At 73.2% G+C, this 18,718-nt stretch carries 21 protein-coding genes; 16 read left to right on the top strand and 5 right to left on the bottom strand.

The window, feature by feature from the left end; translation table 11 throughout:
• Positions 1–63 precede the first annotated feature (63 nt).
• The 4 genes from AB0C78_RS26975 to AB0C78_RS26990 all read left to right on the top strand — a co-directional run bounded on the left by AB0C78_RS26975 (position 64) and on the right by AB0C78_RS26990 (position 3,163).
• A complete protein-coding gene (locus tag AB0C78_RS26975) occupies positions 64–399 on the top strand; it encodes a helix-turn-helix domain-containing protein (RefSeq protein ID WP_360752834.1) in 336 nt (111 codons plus the stop codon).
• 48 nt (positions 400–447) lie between these two features.
• A complete protein-coding gene (locus tag AB0C78_RS26980) occupies positions 448–1,053 on the top strand; it encodes a TetR/AcrR family transcriptional regulator (protein WP_360752837.1) in 606 nt (201 codons plus the stop codon).
• Positions 1,043–2,317 (top strand): glycosyltransferase, encoded by a 1,275-nt coding sequence (locus AB0C78_RS26985; protein ID WP_360752839.1) that lies wholly within the window; start codon positions 1,043–1,045, stop codon positions 2,315–2,317. The genes AB0C78_RS26980 and AB0C78_RS26985 overlap by 11 nt, the downstream gene beginning before the upstream one ends.
• Positions 2,318–2,389: 72 nt before the next feature.
• The gene (locus AB0C78_RS26990; RefSeq protein ID WP_360752842.1) at positions 2,390–3,163 is read left to right on the top strand and encodes a methyltransferase domain-containing protein; all 774 of its coding nucleotides are present in this window, start codon (positions 2,390–2,392) and stop codon (positions 3,161–3,163) included.
• Positions 3,164–3,189: 26 nt separating this feature from the next.
• Here the strand turns inward: AB0C78_RS26990 and AB0C78_RS26995 are convergent, their stop codons facing one another.
• The gene (locus AB0C78_RS26995) at positions 3,190–3,687 is read right to left on the bottom strand and encodes a hypothetical protein (protein ID WP_360752845.1); all 498 of its coding nucleotides are present in this window, start codon (positions 3,685–3,687) and stop codon (positions 3,190–3,192) included.
• Between the two features lie 172 nt (positions 3,688–3,859).
• On the opposite strand from AB0C78_RS26995, the gene AB0C78_RS27000 reads away from it, so the two are divergent.
• The 3 genes from AB0C78_RS27000 to AB0C78_RS27010 are packed head-to-tail and all read left to right on the top strand — an operon-like array spanning position 3,860 to position 6,680.
• A complete protein-coding gene (locus AB0C78_RS27000) occupies positions 3,860–4,330 on the top strand; it encodes a hypothetical protein (RefSeq protein WP_360752847.1) in 471 nt (156 codons plus the stop codon).
• A gap of 53 nt (positions 4,331–4,383) precedes the next feature.
• The gene (locus tag AB0C78_RS27005) at positions 4,384–5,616 is read left to right on the top strand and encodes a glutamate--cysteine ligase (protein WP_360752849.1); all 1,233 of its coding nucleotides are present in this window, start codon (positions 4,384–4,386) and stop codon (positions 5,614–5,616) included.
• A 17-nt stretch (positions 5,617–5,633) separates the two neighbouring features.
• Entirely contained in the window at positions 5,634–6,680 is a 1,047-nt protein-coding gene (locus AB0C78_RS27010) for an iron-containing redox enzyme family protein (RefSeq protein WP_360752852.1), read from the top strand.
• Here the strand turns inward: AB0C78_RS27010 and AB0C78_RS27015 are convergent.
• Genes AB0C78_RS27015 through AB0C78_RS27025 form a run of 3 tightly spaced genes read right to left on the bottom strand, consistent with a single transcriptional unit; the run spans position 6,677 to position 8,784 of the window.
• On the bottom strand, positions 6,677–6,898 hold the full coding sequence (locus tag AB0C78_RS27015) for a CDGSH iron-sulfur domain-containing protein (RefSeq protein ID WP_360752855.1): 222 nt from the start codon (positions 6,896–6,898) through the stop codon (positions 6,677–6,679). The genes AB0C78_RS27010 and AB0C78_RS27015 overlap by 4 nt on opposite strands.
• Entirely contained in the window at positions 6,882–7,520 is a 639-nt protein-coding gene (locus AB0C78_RS27020; RefSeq protein ID WP_360752858.1) for a HemK2/MTQ2 family protein methyltransferase, read from the bottom strand. The genes AB0C78_RS27015 and AB0C78_RS27020 overlap by 17 nt, the downstream gene beginning before the upstream one ends.
• Positions 7,521–7,578: 58 nt before the next feature.
• Positions 7,579–8,784: a hypothetical protein gene (locus AB0C78_RS27025; RefSeq protein WP_360752861.1), complete on the bottom strand. Its 1,206-nt coding sequence runs from the start codon at positions 8,782–8,784 to the stop codon at positions 7,579–7,581.
• Positions 8,785–8,994: 210 nt separating this feature from the next.
• Here AB0C78_RS27025 and AB0C78_RS27030 point away from each other — a divergent pair, with 210 nt between their 5' ends.
• Together AB0C78_RS27030 and AB0C78_RS27035 are read left to right on the top strand one after the other, a co-directional pair.
• Positions 8,995–9,567: a hemerythrin domain-containing protein gene (locus AB0C78_RS27030; RefSeq protein ID WP_360752864.1), complete on the top strand. Its 573-nt coding sequence runs from the start codon at positions 8,995–8,997 to the stop codon at positions 9,565–9,567.
• Between the two features lie 37 nt (positions 9,568–9,604).
• Positions 9,605–10,180 carry a hemerythrin domain-containing protein gene (locus tag AB0C78_RS27035; RefSeq protein ID WP_360752866.1) on the top strand — a complete coding sequence of 192 codons (576 nt, stop codon included), beginning with the start codon at positions 9,605–9,607 and terminating at the stop codon, positions 10,178–10,180.
• Between the two features lie 70 nt (positions 10,181–10,250).
• Here the strand turns inward: AB0C78_RS27035 and AB0C78_RS27040 are convergent, their stop codons facing one another.
• Positions 10,251–11,492 (bottom strand): oxygenase MpaB family protein, encoded by a 1,242-nt coding sequence (locus AB0C78_RS27040; RefSeq protein WP_360752869.1) that lies wholly within the window; start codon positions 11,490–11,492, stop codon positions 10,251–10,253.
• 356 nt (positions 11,493–11,848) lie between these two features.
• Between AB0C78_RS27040 and AB0C78_RS27045 the strand changes: the two genes are divergently transcribed.
• The 7 genes from AB0C78_RS27045 to AB0C78_RS27075 are packed head-to-tail and all read left to right on the top strand — an operon-like array spanning position 11,849 to position 18,714.
• Complete coding sequence (locus tag AB0C78_RS27045) at positions 11,849–12,634, top strand: ABC transporter permease (protein WP_151538725.1); 786 nt, start codon at positions 11,849–11,851, stop codon at positions 12,632–12,634.
• The gene (locus AB0C78_RS27050; RefSeq protein WP_360752872.1) at positions 12,634–13,500 is read left to right on the top strand and encodes an ABC transporter permease; all 867 of its coding nucleotides are present in this window, start codon (positions 12,634–12,636) and stop codon (positions 13,498–13,500) included. The genes AB0C78_RS27045 and AB0C78_RS27050 overlap by 1 nt, the downstream gene beginning before the upstream one ends.
• Entirely contained in the window at positions 13,497–14,528 is a 1,032-nt protein-coding gene (locus AB0C78_RS27055) for an MlaD family protein (protein ID WP_360752875.1), read from the top strand. The genes AB0C78_RS27050 and AB0C78_RS27055 overlap by 4 nt, the downstream gene beginning before the upstream one ends.
• A gap of 1 nt (position 14,529) precedes the next feature.
• On the top strand, positions 14,530–15,633 hold the full coding sequence (locus AB0C78_RS27060; RefSeq protein WP_360752878.1) for an MCE family protein: 1,104 nt from the start codon (positions 14,530–14,532) through the stop codon (positions 15,631–15,633).
• Positions 15,624–16,652 carry an MlaD family protein gene (locus AB0C78_RS27065; protein WP_360752881.1) on the top strand — a complete coding sequence of 343 codons (1,029 nt, stop codon included), beginning with the start codon at positions 15,624–15,626 and terminating at the stop codon, positions 16,650–16,652. The genes AB0C78_RS27060 and AB0C78_RS27065 overlap by 10 nt, the downstream gene beginning before the upstream one ends.
• Complete coding sequence (locus tag AB0C78_RS27070) at positions 16,649–17,689, top strand: MCE family protein (RefSeq protein ID WP_360752883.1); 1,041 nt, start codon at positions 16,649–16,651, stop codon at positions 17,687–17,689. The genes AB0C78_RS27065 and AB0C78_RS27070 overlap by 4 nt, the downstream gene beginning before the upstream one ends.
• Entirely contained in the window at positions 17,686–18,714 is a 1,029-nt protein-coding gene (locus tag AB0C78_RS27075) for an MCE family protein (protein WP_360752886.1), read from the top strand. Before AB0C78_RS27070 ends, AB0C78_RS27075 begins: the two co-directional genes overlap by 4 nt.
• Positions 18,715–18,718: the final 4 nt, after the last annotated feature.

Genomic DNA, 18,718 nt, shown 5'->3' on the forward strand with positions numbered 1-18,718 from the left:
AGTATCGAATTGTTGTCCAAACGACGATCCCGGAACATCGAAGCGTCGGGGTATCGTCGGGGCATGCGACCGCTGCCCGAGCCCGCGCGCGAGTCCCTGGCGCTCGCGCCCGTCCTGCACGCCCTCGGTGATCCCGTGCGCCTGGAGCTGGTGCGGCGCGCCTGGGCGCGGCCCGATTCGACCTGCTCCGCGCTCGCCGACGGCCTGGACGTGCCGCTGTCGACGCTGTCCAACCACTGGCGGATCCTGCGCGAGGCCGGGCTGATCAGCATGGCCGTCGACGGCCGGAACCGGCGGGTCCGGCCGCGCGCCGGCGATCTGGGCGACCGCTTCCCGGGACTGCTCGAGCCGATCCTGCGCCTGGGCGCCGCCGAGGCGCAGGACGGCGCCCCGTCGTAACCGTGCTTTCGGTTGACCGATGACACAATTGAATGTGATCATCGCTCCATGGAAAGTGAGGGGCGGCGCCCGTACCGGATGGGCGCCCGCGCGGCGGCCGTGGAGGCGACGCGGGCCCGGGTGATGCAGGCCGCGGGTTCGCTGTGGATGCGGCGATGGTTCGACGACGTCACGCTGCAGGACGTCGCCGACGAGGCCGGCGTGTCGGTGCAGACGATCGTCAACCACTTCGGCGGCAAGGACGGCCTCGCCGACGCCGTCGCCGACCTGGCGGCGTCCCAAACGGAGATCACGCGGCAGGCGCCGGTCGGCGACGTGGCGGCGATCGTGGGCGCGCTGTTCGCCGACTACGAGCGGCACGGCGACGCCAACGTCCTCTGGACCGCGCAGATGGACCGCGTCCCGGCGATCGCCCGCGCGGCCGCCCACGCGCGCGTCCAGCATCGCGCCTGGCTGGAGCGGGTCTTCGCCGACCGCCTCCCCGCCGCCGGCCCCGAGCGCGAGCACGCGCTGAACCTGTACTACGCCGCCACCGACGTCTACCTGTGGAAACTGTGGCGGCGCGACCTCGGCCTCTCGCGCGGCGACGCCGAACGCGCCATGCGCGACCTGGTGACCTCGATCGACCCCAGGAGGGGACACGATGCCGGCTGACTTCCTGTTCGCCACCTGGGCCGGCGGCGGAGCCGTGCCGCCCGTCCTGTCGGTGGCCCGCGCGTTGCGCGAGCGCGGGCACGGCGTCCGCGTGCTGGCCGACAGGTCGCTGCACGAGGAGGTCGCCGCGGCCGGCGCGGAACCGGTCGCCTGGACGACGGCGCCCCAGGGCGACCCCTCCGACCCGGCCAAGGACGTCATCAAGGACTTCGAGGCCCGCACACCGCTCGGCGCGCTCGCGCGGCTGAGGGACCGCATCGTCTGCGGCCCCGCCGCCGACTACGCCCGGGACACCCTCGCCGAACTGGAAGCCCGCCCGGCCGGCGTGCTGGTCGCCGAGCACATGCTGCTCGGCGCGCTCCTCGCCGGCGAGGCCGCCGGCATCCCCGTGGCCTCGCTGGCGACGACCATCTACCCGTTCCCCACCCCGGGGGCGCCGCCGCCCGGGCCCGGCCTCGCCCCGGCGAGGGGCCCGGCGGGGCGCCTGCGTGACCGAGTCCTGGCCCGGCTGGCCGTCAAGCTGTGGGCGAAGGGCCTGCCGGCCCTCAACGCGGCGCGCACCGCCAACGGCCTTCCGCCGGTGGACTCGGTGATCGACGCCTTCGAGCGCGTCGACCGGGTGCTCGTCCTGTCCCCGCGCGCACTCGACCATCCCGGCCGCCGCTTCCCCGCGCACGTCCGGCACGTCGGGCCGCGGCTCGACGACCCGGCCTGGGCCGGCGCCCTGGACCTCCCCGAGGGGGACGCGCCGCTGGTGCTGGTCGGCCTGAGCTCGTCGTTCATGGACCAGCGCGCCCGGCTGGAGAGCATCGCCGAGGCTCTCGGCACGCTCCCGGTGCGCGGGCTGCTGACGACCGGCCCCGCCGTGGACCCGGCGACGGTCCCCGCGCCCGGGAACGTCCTGGTCACCGCGTCCGCGCCGCACCGCCTAGCGCTGCGCCACGCCGCGGTGACCGTCACCCACGCCGGGCACGGGACCGCCGTGAAGTCCCTGGCCGCCGGTGTCCCCCTGGTCTGCATGCCGCTCGGGCGCGACCAGACCGAGGTGGCCCGGCACGTCGAACTCGACGGCGCCGGGGTCACCGTCCGCAAGGACGCCTCGCCGCGCACCATCGCGCGCGCCGTCGACCGCGTCCTGCACGACCCGTCCTACCGGCGCCGAGCACAGGACCTGGCCGCCGAGATCGCCGCCGAGACCGCCACCGACCGGGCCGTCGCCGAACTCGAGGCCCTCACCGGGAAGCGAGCCGGGGCAGGGCGCTGACACCGCCCCCGACCGCCCGATGGGATGAACGGCTTGACTTCAAGTGCGCTTGAAGTCGCAGGATCCCTGGGCATGGACGAGCGACAGACGACCGGCCGTACCGCCGACCAGACCGACGCCCTCATCGCCCTGCTCGACATCGGGGACACCATGTCCGGTGCGAGCGAGCTGCGCGCGCGTTCCTACGAGTTGCTCGGCGTCGCGTCGGGCGCCGCGGTGGTCGACGTCGGCTGCGGCCCCGGCCGCGCCGTCGCGGAGATGACCGAGCGGGGCGCGCGGGCGGTCGGCGTCGACGTCGACGAGCGGATGGTCGCTGCGGCCGGCGAGCGGTGGCCCGCCGCGGACTTCCGCGTGGCGAACGCCTACGCGCTGCCCTTCGCCGACGGCGAGCTGCGCGGCTACCGGGCCGAGAAGGTGTACCACGTCCTCGACGACCCCGCCCGCGCGATCGGCGAGGCGCGGCGCGTGCTCGCCTCCGGCGGCCGCATCGTGCTGATCGGGCAGGACTGGGACACCTTCGTCATCGACGCCGCCGACGCCGCGCTGACCCGCGCCATCGTGCACGCCCGCGCCGACCTGGTCCGCGCCCCGCGCGTCGTCCGACGCAGCCGCGAACTCCTCCTCGACGCGGGCTTCACCGACGTCACCGTCGAGGTCCGCACCGGGGTCTTCACCGACGCGACGATGCTGCCCGTCCTGGCCGACCTCGCCGAGGGGGCGCGCTCGTCGGGGGCGATCAGCGGCGCGCAGGCCGAGGCGTGGCTCTCCGAGCAGCGTGAACGGGGCCGCCGAGGCAGGCTGTTCCTCGCGCTCCCGATGTTCGTCACCGCGGCGACCCGCCGCTGACAGCGGGCCCGCCGGCGGGGGCCCGGTCAGCGAGCGGCCAGCCGACCGTCGGTCACGGTCAGCGCGGCTTGGACGCCCTGCGGGCCGCACCCCGGGCCGTCCGCACGGGTGGCCTTCGGCGTGACGAGGAGTTCCTGGTCGACGAACGCGCGGCGGTGGCGGTCGCGCAGGGTGAGCGTGACCTGGACGGGTGATTCGGGCAGATCAGTGATGGCGGCGAATCCGTGCTGACCGCCGTCGGGTGAGGCGGACGCCCTGCAGACGGAGTCCGGCCCGTCGCCATCACACCCCAGCGGGACGGTCGTCGATGATGGGCGGAAGCCGAGTTCTTTCGTCCTGCACGTTCCGTCCCAGCACACGCGCAGCGACGCGGACGCGATACGGGAGGCGTCCGGGGCGGCGACGTCGACGCTGATGCCCGTCGGCGAGAAGACCAGAGCGCACGCGTGCGGATGGTTCTCGGAGCCGCACGCGGCGAGGACGAACAGCGCGGCGCCCAGCGCCACGGAGGAGGTCGTTTTCACGCTCGGCTTCCAGCTCGTTGCGGGGGACCGGACCAGGAGGGCGAGGACCAGGCTCCCACGCCTGGTGCGCGCGAGGGGACCCGATGCGCGCCACAGGGCGGGATGTTTGCCGGGTGCGGGGGCGGGGAGCGCAGCACGAGAGGACGAAACGGACGATCAGAAAGGGCGCGGGATGGCCGGCTTGCTGCGAGGAGCGCTGCGGGGCGCCGCCGCCGGTGCGGCGGGCACGACCGCGCTCAACGGCGTCACCTATCTGGACATGGCCGTGCGCGGGCGGCCGGGAAGCGACACCCCCGAGGAGACGGTGCGCGCGCTGTCCGACAAGACGGGCATCCCGGTGCCCGGCGAGGGCGAGCAGCACGACAACCGCATCTCCGGCCTCGGCCCGCTGACCGGGCTCGCGGCCGGCGTCGGCACCGGGGTGCTGCTGGGGATCGTCTCCGGCGCCGGCTGGCGGCCGGGGCGCGCCGTCACCGCCGTGCTGGCCACCGCCGGGGCCATGGTCGGCAGCAGCGGCCCGATGACCGCGCTGGGCGTCACCGATCCGCGTACTTGGCCGGTGTCGTCCTGGATCAGCGACCTGGTGCCGCACGCCGCCTACGGCGCGGTCACGGCCGCGGTCCTGTACGGGCTCGACCACTGACGCGCATTCGAGCGGGGCGCGCCGCTCGGGCCGGAACCGGGAAGGGCCCCGCCATGGGATCGACCGCGATCGGGCAGGAGCCGGGGCTGACGGTCGGCGTGGAGGAGGAGTTCCTGCTGGCCGACGCCGCGACCGGGGAGACCACGGCAAGGGCCGGCGCCGTCCTCGCGCGCACGCGAAACCTTCCCCCGCGCTCGGGAGCGCAGTTCCACGCCGAACTCCTCGGCACGCAGGTGGAGGCGGCGTCCGCGGTGTGCACGGACCTGGCGACACTGGAGCACCGGCTCGCTGAGGCTCGCGGCGAACTCGCCGCGTCCGCCCGGCACGAGGGCGCACTGCTGATCTCCTCGGGGACACCGCCCCTGCCCGGCCCCGTGCCGCCGACGTCCGAGGGGGAGCGGTTCGCCCGGATCCGCGACCTGTACGCGGGCGTGGTGCGCGACTACGAGGTGTCCGGCTGCCACGTGCACGTCGGCGTCCCGGACCGGGACACGGCGGTCGCCGTCGTGAACCATCTGCGCCCGTGGCTCCCGACCCTTCTCGCGGTGTCGGCGAACTCCCCCTACGACCGGGGATCCGACACGGGCTACGCGAGCTGGCGGATGGTCCAGCAGGCCCGCTTCCCCGGCGCCGGGCTGCCGCCCTGGTTCCCGTCCGCCGCGGCCCACGACCGGGAGACGGCCCGGCTCGCCGAATGCGGAGTGGTCGTGGACCCCGCCATGTCGTTCTGGCTGGCCCGACCCTCACCGCACCTGCCGACGGTGGAGGTCCGCGCCGCCGACGCCGTGCCGACCGCCGACGAGGCCGTCCTGCAGGCCGCTCTCACCCGCGGGCTGGTGCGGACCGCGCTGGCGGACCTGGCGGCGGGACGGCCCGCGTCGCGCGCGCCGGACGATCAGGTCGGGGCCGCCGCCGTCTGGGCGGCGGCGCGCTACGGCCTGGCGGGCGAGGGCGTCCATCCGGTCGAGGAGCGGCGCGTCCCGGTGGCACGGCTGGCCGCCGCGCTGCTCGACCACGTGGCGCCCGCGCTGGAGGAGACCGGCGACCTCGGCCGGACGCGCGAGCTGCTCGGACGCGTCCTGCGCGCGGGAACGGGCGCCGACCACCAGCGCCGGGCCGCGGCCGGAGGCATGCGCGCGGTCGTCGAGGCGCTCGCCCAGCGGACGTCTCCGAATCCTCCGTCTCCGGACCCCTCCACCGCGAACGGTGACGCAGCCCACGGCGGCGGCCGAATGGACGGGATCGGAGCGGGTACCGCAGGTCCATCGCCCGAGACGGCCCGCTGATCGACGAGGGAGGGGACATGACGACCGCCGCGACGAGCCCGCCCCGGGCCGGCGAGCGGCCGCCGCTGCCCGCCCCGCGCGGGCCGCTGTCGGACGCGGTGCTGGCCGCGCTCGCCCGCCTGGGGCCCGCGGACCCGGCACCGATGCTGGAGGCCGCCGCGTCCTCCCGGGAGGACGCCGATCCGTTCGGTGACGATCTGCACCTGGCCCTGTACGTCTGCTACGAGCTGCACTACCGCGGTTTCGGCGGTGTGGACGACGGCTGGGAGTGGGCGCCGGGGCTCCTCGCGTTCCGCGGCGGGCTGGAGCGCCGCTTCCTGGCGGCCCTCCGCGCGGAGACCGGGCCCGGCGACGATGTGGACGGCGTCCTCGCCGAGGTGCTCGCCGAGCCGGCCGACGCGTACGGCGTTTCCCACTACCTGCGCGACGAGGGGGAGTGGTGGCACATGCGCGAGCACGCCGTCCACCGCTCCGCCTACCACCTCAAGGAAGCCGACCCCCACGCCTGGCTGATCCCCCGCCTGCGCGGGCAGGCGAAGGCCGCGCTGGTCGCCGTGGAGTTCGACGAGTTCGGCGGCGGCCGCGGCGAGGCCATGCACGCCCGGCTGTTCGCCGACCTCATGGAGGATCTCGGCCTGGATCCGTCCTACGGCCGGTACCTGGACCTGGTTCCGGGGCGGATGCTCGCGATCGTCAACATGATGTCGCTGTTCGGCCTGCACCGCTCGCTGCGCGGCGCGATGGCCGGGCACTTCGCCGCCGCCGAGATCACCACGGCGCCCGCGGCGCGCCGGATGGCCGCCGCGCTGGAGCGCCTCGGCGCGAGCCCGCGCTGCGTGCGCTTCCACACCGAGCACATCGAGGCCGACGCCGTGCACGAGCAGGTGCTCCGGCACGACGTCCTCGGCGACCTGCTGGCCCGGGAGCCCGCTCTGGCGCGCGACGTGGTGTTCGGCGTCCGCGCCACCGGGCTCCTGGAAGACCGGTTCGGTGAGCATCTGCTGGCGTCGTGGCGGGAGGGCCGCACCTCGCTCCGCCAGGCGCTCCCGACCGGAACGGGCTAGCCGGCGGCGGGCTTGCGGCGGGGCTTGCGGCGATGGCTGGTGTCGCAGAACGGGTAGCGCCGGCTCCGGCGGCACACGCACAGCGCGACCATGAACCGGTCGGACGACACGGTCGTGCCGTCCGGCAGTTCGATCTCGACGGGGCCCTCCACCAGCACGGGCCCGTCCGCGTCCAGCCGGACCCGGCGGGGGGCGGGACGGTCAGTTCCGGTCGGCACGGACCACCACCAGTTCCTCGGACGTGTCGCCGGGCTCGGCGAGTCCGGCGGCCTCCAGGTCGGCGGCCCGGGCCCGCAGCACCGGGCCGTACGGCTGCGTGCGGCGCGCCGCGACCGACGCCGACATCCCCTGGGCCCTCAGGGCGTCCAGCGTCGCCTGGACGCCGGAGACCGCCGACTGCACGATCAGCAGCGTGCCGCCGCGGCGGAGCCGGCCGGGCGCCCGCTCGCAGATCCGGTCGAGCAGCGCCCGGCCGTCCGGGCCGCCGTTCCACCAGCGGGCGGCGCGGCCCGGCGGCGCGGACCCGCTCGGCACGTACGGGGGGTTCGTCACGATCACGTCGAACGCCTGGCCGGCCACCGGGCCGAACAGGTCGCCCCGCAGGACCCTGACCGGCAGCCGGTTCAGCCGGGCGTTGGCCCGGGCGGCCAGCACGGCCCGCGCGGACAGGTCCACCGCCGTGACCCGGCCCGCCCCGGCCCGTGCCGCGGCGAGCGCGAGCGCGCCGGTGCCGGTGCACACGTCCAGCACGCGGGCGCCCTTCAGCAGCGGAGCCTTGCGCAGGACCTCCGCCAGCAGGAAGGTGTCGCCTTGGGGCGCGTACACCCCTGGCGGCCTCATCAGCCTCATCCCTCCCGGCTACCCCCCACCTCGCCGCCAAACATGGGCGGGCGCCCCGCTAGGACCGCGGCTTGTCTTGCAGGCGCTGGACGGGGTGGGGGCCGTCGGTGACCACGCGGTACTCGTCGCCGAACTTGTCGCGGTGCTCGTCGATGACGCGTTCCTGCGGGGGCCGCTCGGCGTTGATCTTGTCCTGCATCCTCTCGAACCGCTCGTGCATGTCCTGGACGTAGCCGGTGCCGAGGGTGGTCCAGTCGATCTGGGTGCCGAGCAGCTGCCGGACGAGCTGCTTGTTGGGCTCGAAGGTGACCGGTTCGGGCAGTGCGGGCGCCAGGACGCTCTCGGGGTCGCGGCCGTCGTGCCGGCGCATCAGGTCGCAGGCGATCCGCAGGTGCTCCAGCTCCATGTTCAGGTGCAGCTCCCAGATGCCCTTGACGCGCGGGTCGGTCTCGGTCTGCATGAACGAGTAGTACAGGTAGCACTCGTTGTACTCGTGGTTCACCAGCCGCTCCCACCAGGACTCGCCCGGATCGACCAGCGACTCGTAGTGGGTGACGTGCTCCTCCTCCACCAGCCCGATCTCCTGGTAGAGCTGGCGGGCGATCGGCTCCATGTACATGGGGCCGACGTTCATGTAGAAGTTCATCGTCTGCTGCTCCGCCGACATGATCGTCAGGGCGTGCAGCTTCGACAGCGGCGCGGCCGCGGCCTTGTCGTAGGGTTCGCGGACGTTGTCCATCGGGTCGCGGTGCTGCAGGTACCCGGGCCGCCCCGGCATCACCTCGGTGAGCCGGTCGACGATCTTCTCGGCCTTGCGGTGCTCGATGATCTCGTACAGGTTGGCGTACCGGTACAGGTGGTCGAAGTCCTCCAGCAGGCCGAACTCGTAGGCCTGCTTGAGGTAGGGGTCGGGCTCCATCCGGGCGACCCAGCCGGTCAGGTCGACCGCGACCTGCTCGTAGCTGATCGTCGTCTCCAGGATCGACGCCTGGCCGGGCAGCAGCCAGTTGACGACCTTCTGCTGCTGCGCCTCGATGTAGCGGACGCGGGCGAGCTGCTGCTTGACCTCCAGGTCCGGGCAGACCCGGGCGAAGTGGTGGCTGAACATGATCGCCTCCACCTCGATGCCGTTCATCGTGATGATGCGGCACTTGGTGTAGGGATCGGACTCGTCGGGGTCGACCGGAGCGACGTCGAGCTGCGCCCAGTTGCGCAGCTGGTCCTCCAGCGGGATCCCGCGGTGTTCGAGCGGGTTGAAGGCCACCGGGCTCACCCTTCCTGTGGGAGCGGATCGGGACGATGCCTGCTGCGCCTACCCGGGAAGGCCCGTTCTGCACGCACGGCCGGGGCTCGATTGCTAGACCTTTGCGCGGGCGGACGGCGGCATGGCTTAACCGGCCCGCCCTCGGGTACAGCACGCCGCATCGCGCGACGCCTGGTTTCGGCGGCGCCCATCCACCCGAGGGAAGGGTTCATGCAGACCACACCCGAGAACACGGAGACCACCGAGGACGTCGTGGACCTGCTGCGCGCCCAGCACGCCCGGATCCGCGACCTGTTCGACGAGGTGATGCATCCGGACGGGCGGTCCCGCGAGGACGCCTTCGCCGAGCTGGTGCGGCTGCTGGCGGTGCACGAGACGGCCGAGGAGGAGATCGTCCACCCGGTCGCGCGGCGGCTGCCGGGCGGCGACGGGATCGTCGACGACCGGCTGGCCGAGGAGCGCGAGGCCAAGGAGCTGCTGGCGGAGCTGGAGGGCATGGACACCGGCGATCCCCGGTTCCTCAAGTCGCTCGACAGGCTCCGCATGGACGTGCTCACCCACGCCCGCGCCGAGGAGCGCTACGAGTTCGACCGGCTCCGCGGCCAGTTCAGCCCGACCCAGCTCAAGGGGTTCGCCGCGGCCGTCCGCGCCGCCGAGCGGACCGCGCCGACCCATCCGCACCCCGGCGTGGAGACGGCGTCGAAGAACCTGCTCGCCGGCCCCGTGGCGGCGGTGGCCGACCGCGTCCGGGACATGATCCGCAAGGCCCGCGACAACGGCTGACCGCAGGGCCGAGCCGTCCGCCGGCAGAGGAGGACCGATGGCAGACGCGTTCGAGGTGCTGGCACGCGACCACACCGAGGTCAAGCGGATGCTGGACGATCTGGAGGCCGGGCCCACCGCGGCGACCGGCGCGGACGAGGACGCGCTGGCGCTGCGCCGCGCGCTCCTGCAGCGGCTCATCACCGAGGAGTCCAAGCACGAGGCGGTCGAGGAGGAGTACTTCTGGCCCCTCGTCCGCGAACGCGTCCCGGAGGGGGACGAGCTGGCCGACCATGCCGTCGCGCAGGAGCAGTCCGCCAAGCAGGAACTGGACGACCTGATCGCCGTGCACCCCCTGCAGGCCAGGTTCGAGGGCCTGCTGTCGGACTTCATCGCGGGCGCGCGCGAGCACATCGCCTTCGAGGAGGAGCGGGTGTGGCCGCGGCTGCGCGGGGTCGTCACCGCGGAGGAGGCGGCCGAGCTCGGCCGCAGGCTCGAAGCGGCCAAGAAGCTCGCGCCGACGCGTCCGCATTCCAACACCCCGCCGAGGCCCGGGCTCCTGAAGGCGACCGGCCCGGTGGTCGGGGTGGCCGACCGGATGCTCGACAAGCTGACCGGCCGCGACCGGGGCTGACGCGCCTGCTCGCACACGGGCGCCGGCCTCCGGCCACGCCGCGCCGGGGGCGTGGCCGGAGGAGCCCAGGTCAGTAGTTGGGGTTGTTGGTCGTCGGGATCTGGATGCTGATCGGGTAGTTGGCGCCGGACAGGACGAGCAGGACGCCCTGCCGGATGATCTCGTCGAACACCCAGTAGAACTCCCGCAGCTCCTTGGGCGCCTTCGTGATGTCGAGGATGCCCTCGCGGACGGCGACGAACGGCGGCCAGAGGTTCTCGAAGACCGGGTCCCAGACCGGCTCCTTCGGGATCTTCAGCCAGGTCGCGATCTCGTCGCCGAGCACGTAGCGGGTGAGCGCGCCGAGGATGTGCTTGGTGAGGATCCCGCCGTCGATGAAGGCGGCGAGGTTCAGCAGGATGTCGGCGAGCTTGATGCCCTCGGGGGTGGGCGCCAGGATCGGGTCGAGGACCTGGGCGGCCTGCGCGTTCGCCTCGTCCCACGACTTCGGGATGTACTCGTCCTTGATGCCGAGCATGTGCGCCGCGAGCTGCCAGGAGTGCAGGAACGCCGCGGACTCGTCGTCGGGGACCGCCACCTTCCACTTGGCGAACTGCTTCATGACCGTCGTCGGCAGGCTGTGCCAGGTGACCATCATGTCGGCCTGGCTGATCGGGATCTTCTCGTCGGCGACCTTGGTCCAGTACGCGGACTTCGGCAGCAGGTTGCGCACGCCCGCGTGGGCCAGCCGCGTCTTGACGCAGGTCACGATCATCTCGCCGTCGGGCTGGAACGCCTGCTCGGTGCCGATGTCGTAGCCGAGCTTGGCGGTCTTGGTGATGCGGTCGCGCATGTCCGCGCCGCCCTTGGAGTAGTAGACCGCGCGCGCCTCGTGCGGGATGGCCGTGCTCATCATCCCGCTGGCGAAGCCGTAGGTGACGCCGAGGTACAGCCCGCGCTTCTGGTTGAACTCGAACGCCTTCGCGAGCTTGGCCTGGTCGGTCCACGCGGGCAGCTGCCGGGCACGTTCCACGAAGTCGCGCAGGTCGGCGGGCAGGCCCGCCGGCAGCGCCTGGCTGTTCTTGGTCCAGGTCTTCAGCAGCTCGTTCACCTTGGGCACGTCGCCGCGTTCGAGCAGGGCGGCGACCAGCGAGTCGGCCTCCTCGTCCCACACCCACTTGGGGTCGGCGCCCTCGCCGCGGCCGACGACCGAGCCTTCGGGCGACCACGTCCACAGTGAGTTCGCTCGCGCGGGCGTCGCGACGGTCAGCGCGCCGAGCGCGCCGAGCGTTCCGCCGGCCATCAGCACGCTGCGCCTGCTGGGTTTGTCCATGCCTTCGCTCCTCCTCGGGGGCCAGAGCACCTTCCTGATACGCGGGGTGACGCATCGTCGCGGCCCGCCTGAAGCACGCGGGAAGCCGGCGGCCCGCCGCGGCGGCGCACGAAGCGCGGTTCGGGCGCCCGCCGCGGCAAGGGACACACTCCGGTTTCCAGTGAGCCACCCGGAACACTAGACCGTTATTGGCGTCCCGCCAATAGTTACTGACGATCTGGCCGTGATGCGTGGAGATCGGCGGGCCGTGCCCCCGTGCCGGGCACTCTATTGACACTCTGATAGTTACTATTGGCGTAGCGCCAATTAGTGCTCTAGGGTGTCCGTGCCCGACGACGACCGAGGAGGTGATCGGCGTGGCCGTCGCCTACCTGCCCGGCCGTGTCCACGGGCTGCTCAGCGAGGTCGGTGAGCTGTTCGTCATCGCGCTGGAGGGGCTGCGGCGCACCTGGGACGTGCGCCGCTGGTTCTGGGAGTTCGCCGAGCAGGCGTGGTTCCTCGCGCGGGTGACGAGCCTCCCGGTGATCCTGGTGTCGCTGCCCCTCGGCGCGACCGTGGCGCTGCAGGTGGGGCAGCTGGCCGCCCAGCTCGGCGCGCAGTCCGCGACCGGGGGAGCGGTCGTCGTGGGGCTGGTGCGCGAGGTCGCGCCGATCGCCGCCGCGCTGATCATCGCGGGCGCGGGCGGCTCGGCGATGACCGCCGACATGGGCGCCCGCCGGATCCGCGACGAGCTCGCGGCCATGGAGACCATGGCGGTCAACCCGGTGCACCGGCTCGTCACGCCGCGGCTGTGGGCGTCCAGCCTCGTCTCGACGCTGCTGGCCTCGCTCGTCATCGTCTCCGGCGCCGCCGGCGGCTTCGTGTTCAACGTCCTGCTGCAGGACGTCACGCCGGGCGCCTACTTCGACGGCGCGGTGTCGCTGCTGCAGGTGTCCGACCTGGCCGTGACGCTGCTGAAGGCGTGGCTGTTCGGGCTGGTCGCCGCGGTCGTGGCCTGCTACATGGGGATGAACTGCGCGCAGAGCCCGGTCGGCGTCGGCCGCGCCGTGAACCGGGCGATCGTGGTCGCCTTCATGCTGGTGTTCGCCCTCAACTACGTGATCACGACGGTGTACTTCGTCGCGTTCCCGCCCAAGATCTGATGGCGGGCTCGGTCCCGGCCGGACGGGCCGGCCGGAGCGGCGTGCGCGCGGCGGGACGGCTCGCGGCGCGGACCGACGACCTCGCGCAGTGGCCCGTGTTCGTCTACCGGGTGCTGCTGTACTCGGCCCGCGACCTGGTCTGGCACCGCAAGTACGCGCGGACGGTCGCCCGGCACGTCAGCGACGTGGTCGTCGGCGCGGGCGCGACCGTGGTCGGCGGCGGCATGATCTTCGTGATCTTCACGATGGCGTTCTTCGTCGGCACCGAGGTGGGCCTGCAGGGCTACACCGGGCTGGAGTCGATCGGCGCGCAGTCGTTCATGGGGCTGGTCGGGTCGTTCGCCAACGTCCGCGAGATCACCCCGGTGATCGCGGCGACGGCGCTCGCCGCGCAGTGCGGGTCGGCGTTCACCGCCGAGCTCGGCGCGATGCGGATCTCCGAGGAGATCGACGCGCTGGAGGTCATGGGCATCGGGTCGTTCGCCTACCTGGTGTGCACGCGGGTCGTGGCCGCGTTGATCGCGCTCGTCCCGCTGTACCTGATCGCGCTGTTCGCGAGCTTCTTCGCGACCCGGCTGATCAGCACGGAGTTCTTCGACCTGGCGCCCGGCGTCTACGACTACTACTTCCGGCTGTACCTGCCGACGATCGACCTGGTCTACAGCTCCGTCAAGGTGGCGGTGTTCGCGTTCGCCGTCATCACCATCCACTGCTTCTACGGCTACTACGCCACCGGCGGGCCGGCCGGGGTCGGGCGCGCGGCGGGCCGGGCGATCCGGCTGTCGATCGTGACGATCGTGACCCTGAACCTGCTGCTGTCGTACGTGTTCTGGGGCAACGGCGCGACGGTGAGGCTGAGCGGATGATCAACGAGGAGCTCTCCCTGCCCCGGCGGCTGCTGATCACGGCGCTCACGCTGGCCGCGGTCGCGCTGCTGCTGTGGGTGCTGGTCGCCAAGCCGTTCCAGGGCGGCGGGACGGTGCTGACCGCCGAGTTCGGCCGCGCCGGGCAGGCGCTCGGCAAGGGCGCGCCGGTGAAGGTCCGCGGCGTCCAGGTCGGCTCGGTGCAGCGGGTGCGGCTGGGCGAGGACGGCAAGGCGCGGCTGACGCTGCGGCTCCGCTCCGGGACGCGCGTCCCGGACACGGTCACCGCGTCGATCGAGCCGGCCTCCGCGTTCGGCCCGAAGTTCGTGGACCTGGTCCCGGGCGCGCACGAGGGCGCCGGCCCCTATCTCGCCTCGGGCGCGAGGATCGCGCGCACCTCCGATCCGCAGGACCTGTCGGACCTGCTCGCCGACGCCGACCGGCAGCTCGGCGCGATCGCACCCGAGGACGTCTACACGATCGTCCACACCACCGCGCAGGGGCTGGACGGGCAGGGGGCGAAGCTCGCCGCCACGATCGACCAGACCGGCGTCCTGCTGAACGTCGCCTACAAGCACCGCGAGGACGCCCGCCGGTTCATCTCCGACGGCGCGGCGCTGAGCGGCGCTCTGTCCGGATCGGGTGACGAGATCACAGGGATCAGCGCGGACGCCAACGCGCTCATCACCGCCGCGGCGAGCGGCCGCAAGGGACGGCTCGGCGACTTCGCCGACCGGCTCTCCGCCCTGTCGGCGCTGGTCGCCCACGGCTTCGACAAGCGCGGCGGGCAGCTCGGCGAGGCGTTCCGCAGCGGCGAGCGCGCCGCCGCGGTCATCTACTCCCAGCTCGGCCTGCTCGGGGACGCGGTCCGCACCGGCAACCGCCTGCTCCCGCTCTACCAGGAACTGGCCACGACACCGGGACCGGGCGGCAAGCACTACCTGGCGTCCGAGGCGTACCTGCCGAGCGATCCGTGCGCGCTGATCCTCGGCCTGTGCGGTCCGGGCACGGGCGCGAAGGGAGGCCGCTGACATGGCCCGCCTCGGTGCGGCCCGCCCCGGCAGGGCGCGGCTGAGCGAGCAGGCGCGGGCGCGCGCCGGCGTCATCGTCCGGCTGACCGCGTTCCTGCTGGTGACCGGGTTCCTCACGCTGTTCATCGGCATGCAGATCGCGCGGGTCGGCCTCGGCGGCGGCTGGCACGTGTCGGCCACCTTCGACGACGCGAGCGGCCTGTCGAAGGGCGACCAGGTCAAGATCGCCGGTGCGCCGGTCGGCCGCGTCGACGGGGTGCGGGTCGTGGACGGCCGCGCCCGAGTCGACATGACCGTCCGCGACTCGGTGCGGGTGCCGTCCGACAGCGAGGCCGCGATCCGGTGGCGGGACGCGATGGGACGCCGCGTCGTCTACCTCATCCCCGGCACGAGCCCGGCGAGGATGCGCCCCGGCGCCCACATCACCCGCACCCGGTCCGTCGTCGACGGCAGCGCGCTGCTGGACGGGCTCGCGCCGCTCACCAAAAGCCTCGACCCGAAGCAGGTGAACACGGTGCTCACCTCGCTCGCGCAAGCCCTGGACGGCAACGCCGACGACATCGACCGGCTCGTCGGGAACGTCGACCGGCTGTCGTCCACGATCGCCGAGCGCCGCGCGACCCTCAAGCAGATGCTGTCGGACTACGCGACCGTCACCGAGCTCATCGCGCGGCGCGACAAGCAGATCAGCGCGGCCACCGACGACCTGGTCAGCCTCAGCGGCGCGTTCGCCGACAACCGGCGGCTGATCGACGACACGATCGTGCAGCTCGCCGCGCTGGCCCGCACGTCCGACGCCGTCCTCGCGGGCAACGGCGACCGGCTCGCCGACGTCATCGCGAAGCTCTCCACCTTCACCGCCGGCGTGCACCGCAACGACGAGACCGTCGCGAACGTGCTCGGGTCGGCGACGCCGAAGCTGCAGCACATCTTCGCCGCCGTCGACAACGGCCGCTACATCGAGGTGGCCGTGCCCTGCCTCAGCCTCGCCGCACCGCCGTGCCCGTACCCGACGCGGCTCCCCGGTCCGAGGGAGGGCGGGAGGCCGATCGACTCGGCGGGCGCCCTGGAGAACCTCATGGTCGGAGGCGGCACGTGGCACTGAAGTCCTTCCGCGACCGCAACAAGATCGTCGTCGGGCTGGTGTCGGCGACGGCCCTGGTCCTGCTCCTCGTGTCGGTGTTCCTGGTCGGGACGGAGGGCCTGCTCCGGGACCGCTACACCGTCACCGGCGTGTTCGCCGACACCGGCGGGCTCTCCTCCGGCGACGACGTCCGGGTGGCCGGGGTCCGCGTCGGCGAGGTCACCGGCGTCCGCCCGGACTTCCGGCGCGGCCGGGTGCTCGTCACCTGGAAGGTCGACTCCGGCGTGGACCTCGGGCCGTCCACCAGCGCGCAGATCGAGGTGGCGAACATCCTCGGCGGCCGGTACCTGCGGCTGTCCGGCGCCGTCACCACCCCGCACCTGGCCGACCTGCCGCCCGCGAAGCGGCGCATCCCGCTCGAGCGGACGCAGGTGCCGACCACGGTCAACGACGTCCTCAACACCTCCACGCGGACGGTCGCGCGGCTCGACACCCGGTCCATCAACAAGATCGTCTCGGAGCTGCAGGGCGTCGACGCCGAGCACCGCGGGCGCCTGTCCCGCACCCTCGTCAACCTGTCGAGGCTCGCCGAGACGGTCGACGGCTCCAGCCCGCAGATCAAGCGGATGCTCGCCGGCGGCGACCGCATCCTCTCCCTCGCGCATGCCAAGGACCAGCAGCTCGACCGGTTGCTCGGCAACATCCAGGCGATGCTGGACGAGCTGCAGCGGCGCAAGGCGGAGCTGGCGGCGTTCCTCGGCGGCGGCAGCCGCACCGTGGCGGCCCTCACCAAGCTCATCGACGACCACCAGGCGCAACTGGTGGCGGTCATGTCCGACCTGCGCGGCACGCTCGGCACGCTCCGTCCGCAGACCGGCGCGTTCAACGACCTGCTCGCCTGGGCGGGCCCCACGCTCAGCGGCCTCGCCGGAACCGGCGGCTACGGGCCGTGGCTGGAGGTCGTCGCGACCGGGCTCGGCCCGCTGTCCCCGCAGGACCTCGCGCAGCTCGCCCGCCTCGCCCCCCAGGGAGAACGATGATGCGACGCCTCGTCCCGGCGCTCGCGGCACTGGTGCTCGCCGCGACCACGGGCGGATGCACGGTGACCGGCGGTGGCGGCACCTACAAGCTGACCGTCTACTTCGCCAAGACGCCGTCGCTGTACGAGCGGTCCCGGGTGAAGGTCATGGGCGCCGACTCCGGCACGATCACCTCCATCAAGGACGAGCAGACGCGCGTCCGCGTGGACCTCGCCGTCAAGCGGTCGGTGCCGCTGCCCGACGGCGTGCACGCCGCCATCGCCTCCGACAACGCGCTCGGCGAGCGATACGTGCTGCTCCACCCGGTCTGGAAACCCGGCATGCGCAGGGCCGCGCCCGGCGCCGTCATCCCGCAGTCGCGCACCGAGCTGCCCGTCGAGATCGACGAGGCGCTCGACGCGTTCGCCAAGCTGAACCGCTCCATCGACCCGAAGCAGCTCGGCTCGGCCCTGCACCGCGGCGCGGACGGCCTGCGCGGCCACGGCGGCGACATCAACGTCGCGCTGGGCGCCACGTCCCGGCTGACCGGCGACCTCGCCGCCCAGGACCGGCGGATCGCCTCGCTGGCGAAGAACCTCCGGGCGGTCGCGGCGAGCCTCAACGGGCGCGACAAGCAGCTGTCGCAGCTCATCGCCTCGTTCTCCACCACCAGCGGCACGCTTTCCGAGGAACGGACGAAACTGCGCGACTTCGTCGCCGGACTCGCCGCCGCCATCCGCAAGAGCGACGTCCTCATCACCGACTACCGCGAGACGCTGCCGAGCACCGTCGCGGACCTGTCCAACATCGTCCTCACGCTCAAGGGCAACGCGCAGGGGCTCAACCAGGCCATCCAGGGCCTCGGCCAGTTCGCCGACGTCGCGGTGAAGGCGTGGAACCGCAAGCAGCACGTCGCCACCATCCGCGTGCTCGTCCACGCCACCCTCCGCACCTGGCTCCAGCCGCTTTTCACCGCGATGGGCTGGGGCACGGTGCCCTGCGTCCCGGACAACCCGGCGCTCGGCAACTGCGTGCCGAACGGAAAGGCGGGCAAATGAGACGCCACGCCGTGGCCTGCTGCGCCCTGGCCGCCGCGCTGACCGCCGGTGCGGGCGGATGCTCGCTCCAGACGGTCGGGGCTCCGCGCGGCGGCATGACCCTCTCGGCGACGTTCGACGACGTGCAGAGCCTCGTCGTCGGCCACAGCGTCCAGGTCTCGGACGTGCGGGTCGGCACCGTGACCGCGATCGGGCTGTCCGGCTACCGCGCCAAGGTGACCATGTCGCTGAAGAGCGACCGGCGCATCCCGGTCGGCACCACCGCCACGATCGCCAAGTCGTCGCTGCTCGGCGAGAACTACGTCCGGCTGGACCTCCCGCCGGGGCGCGACATGCGCACCGGGCCGTTCCTGCGCAGCGGCGCCGCGATCGTCCGGACCTCCGTCCAGCCCGACCTGGAGCAGGTCAGCGAGAAGGTCGGGCCGCTGATCGCCGCGCTCGGCGGGCAGGACCTCGCCACCATCGCCGGCGAGTCCGCGACCGCGCTCGACGGCAAGGGCCGCGAGCTCAACACGCTGATCAAGCGGGCCGCCGACGTCACCGACGGCTACGCCGCCGCCAGCGCCGACCTCGGCCGCGCCCTGGACTCCCTCGGCAGGCTCGGCGACTCCCTGGAGAAGGGCAAGAGCGACCTCGGCCGGCTCCCCGGCAACGTCGCCCTCGCCACCCGGCGGCTCCAGGACGAGCGCCACCGCATCAAGGTCTCCATCCAGCGGCTCGAACAGCTCGCCCGCTCGGTCAACGCGAAGGTGCAGCAGCGGCACGCCGAACGGCTGGCCGTCCTGCTGGGACGCGCCGACCAGTTGCTCGCCGCGGCGCTGCGCGGCCGCGATGACCTGAAGGCGATCGCCGCCAACGTGCTGACGTTCCTGCGCGGCCCGTCCGTCTCCTCCAGCGGCCAGGCCCTGCTGTTCATCTGGATCAAGGGCTTCCTGCCGTCGTCCGGCAAGACGACCGGCAAGGCGCCCGCCGCGGCCCGCCCGCAGGCGCGGTCGCTGACCGGACTCCTCGGACCACGACCATGAGGAC

This window comes from Actinomadura sp. NPDC048394 (genome assembly GCF_040651755.1).
GTDB lineage: Bacteria > Actinomycetota > Actinomycetes > Streptosporangiales > Streptosporangiaceae > Spirillospora > Spirillospora montaniterrae.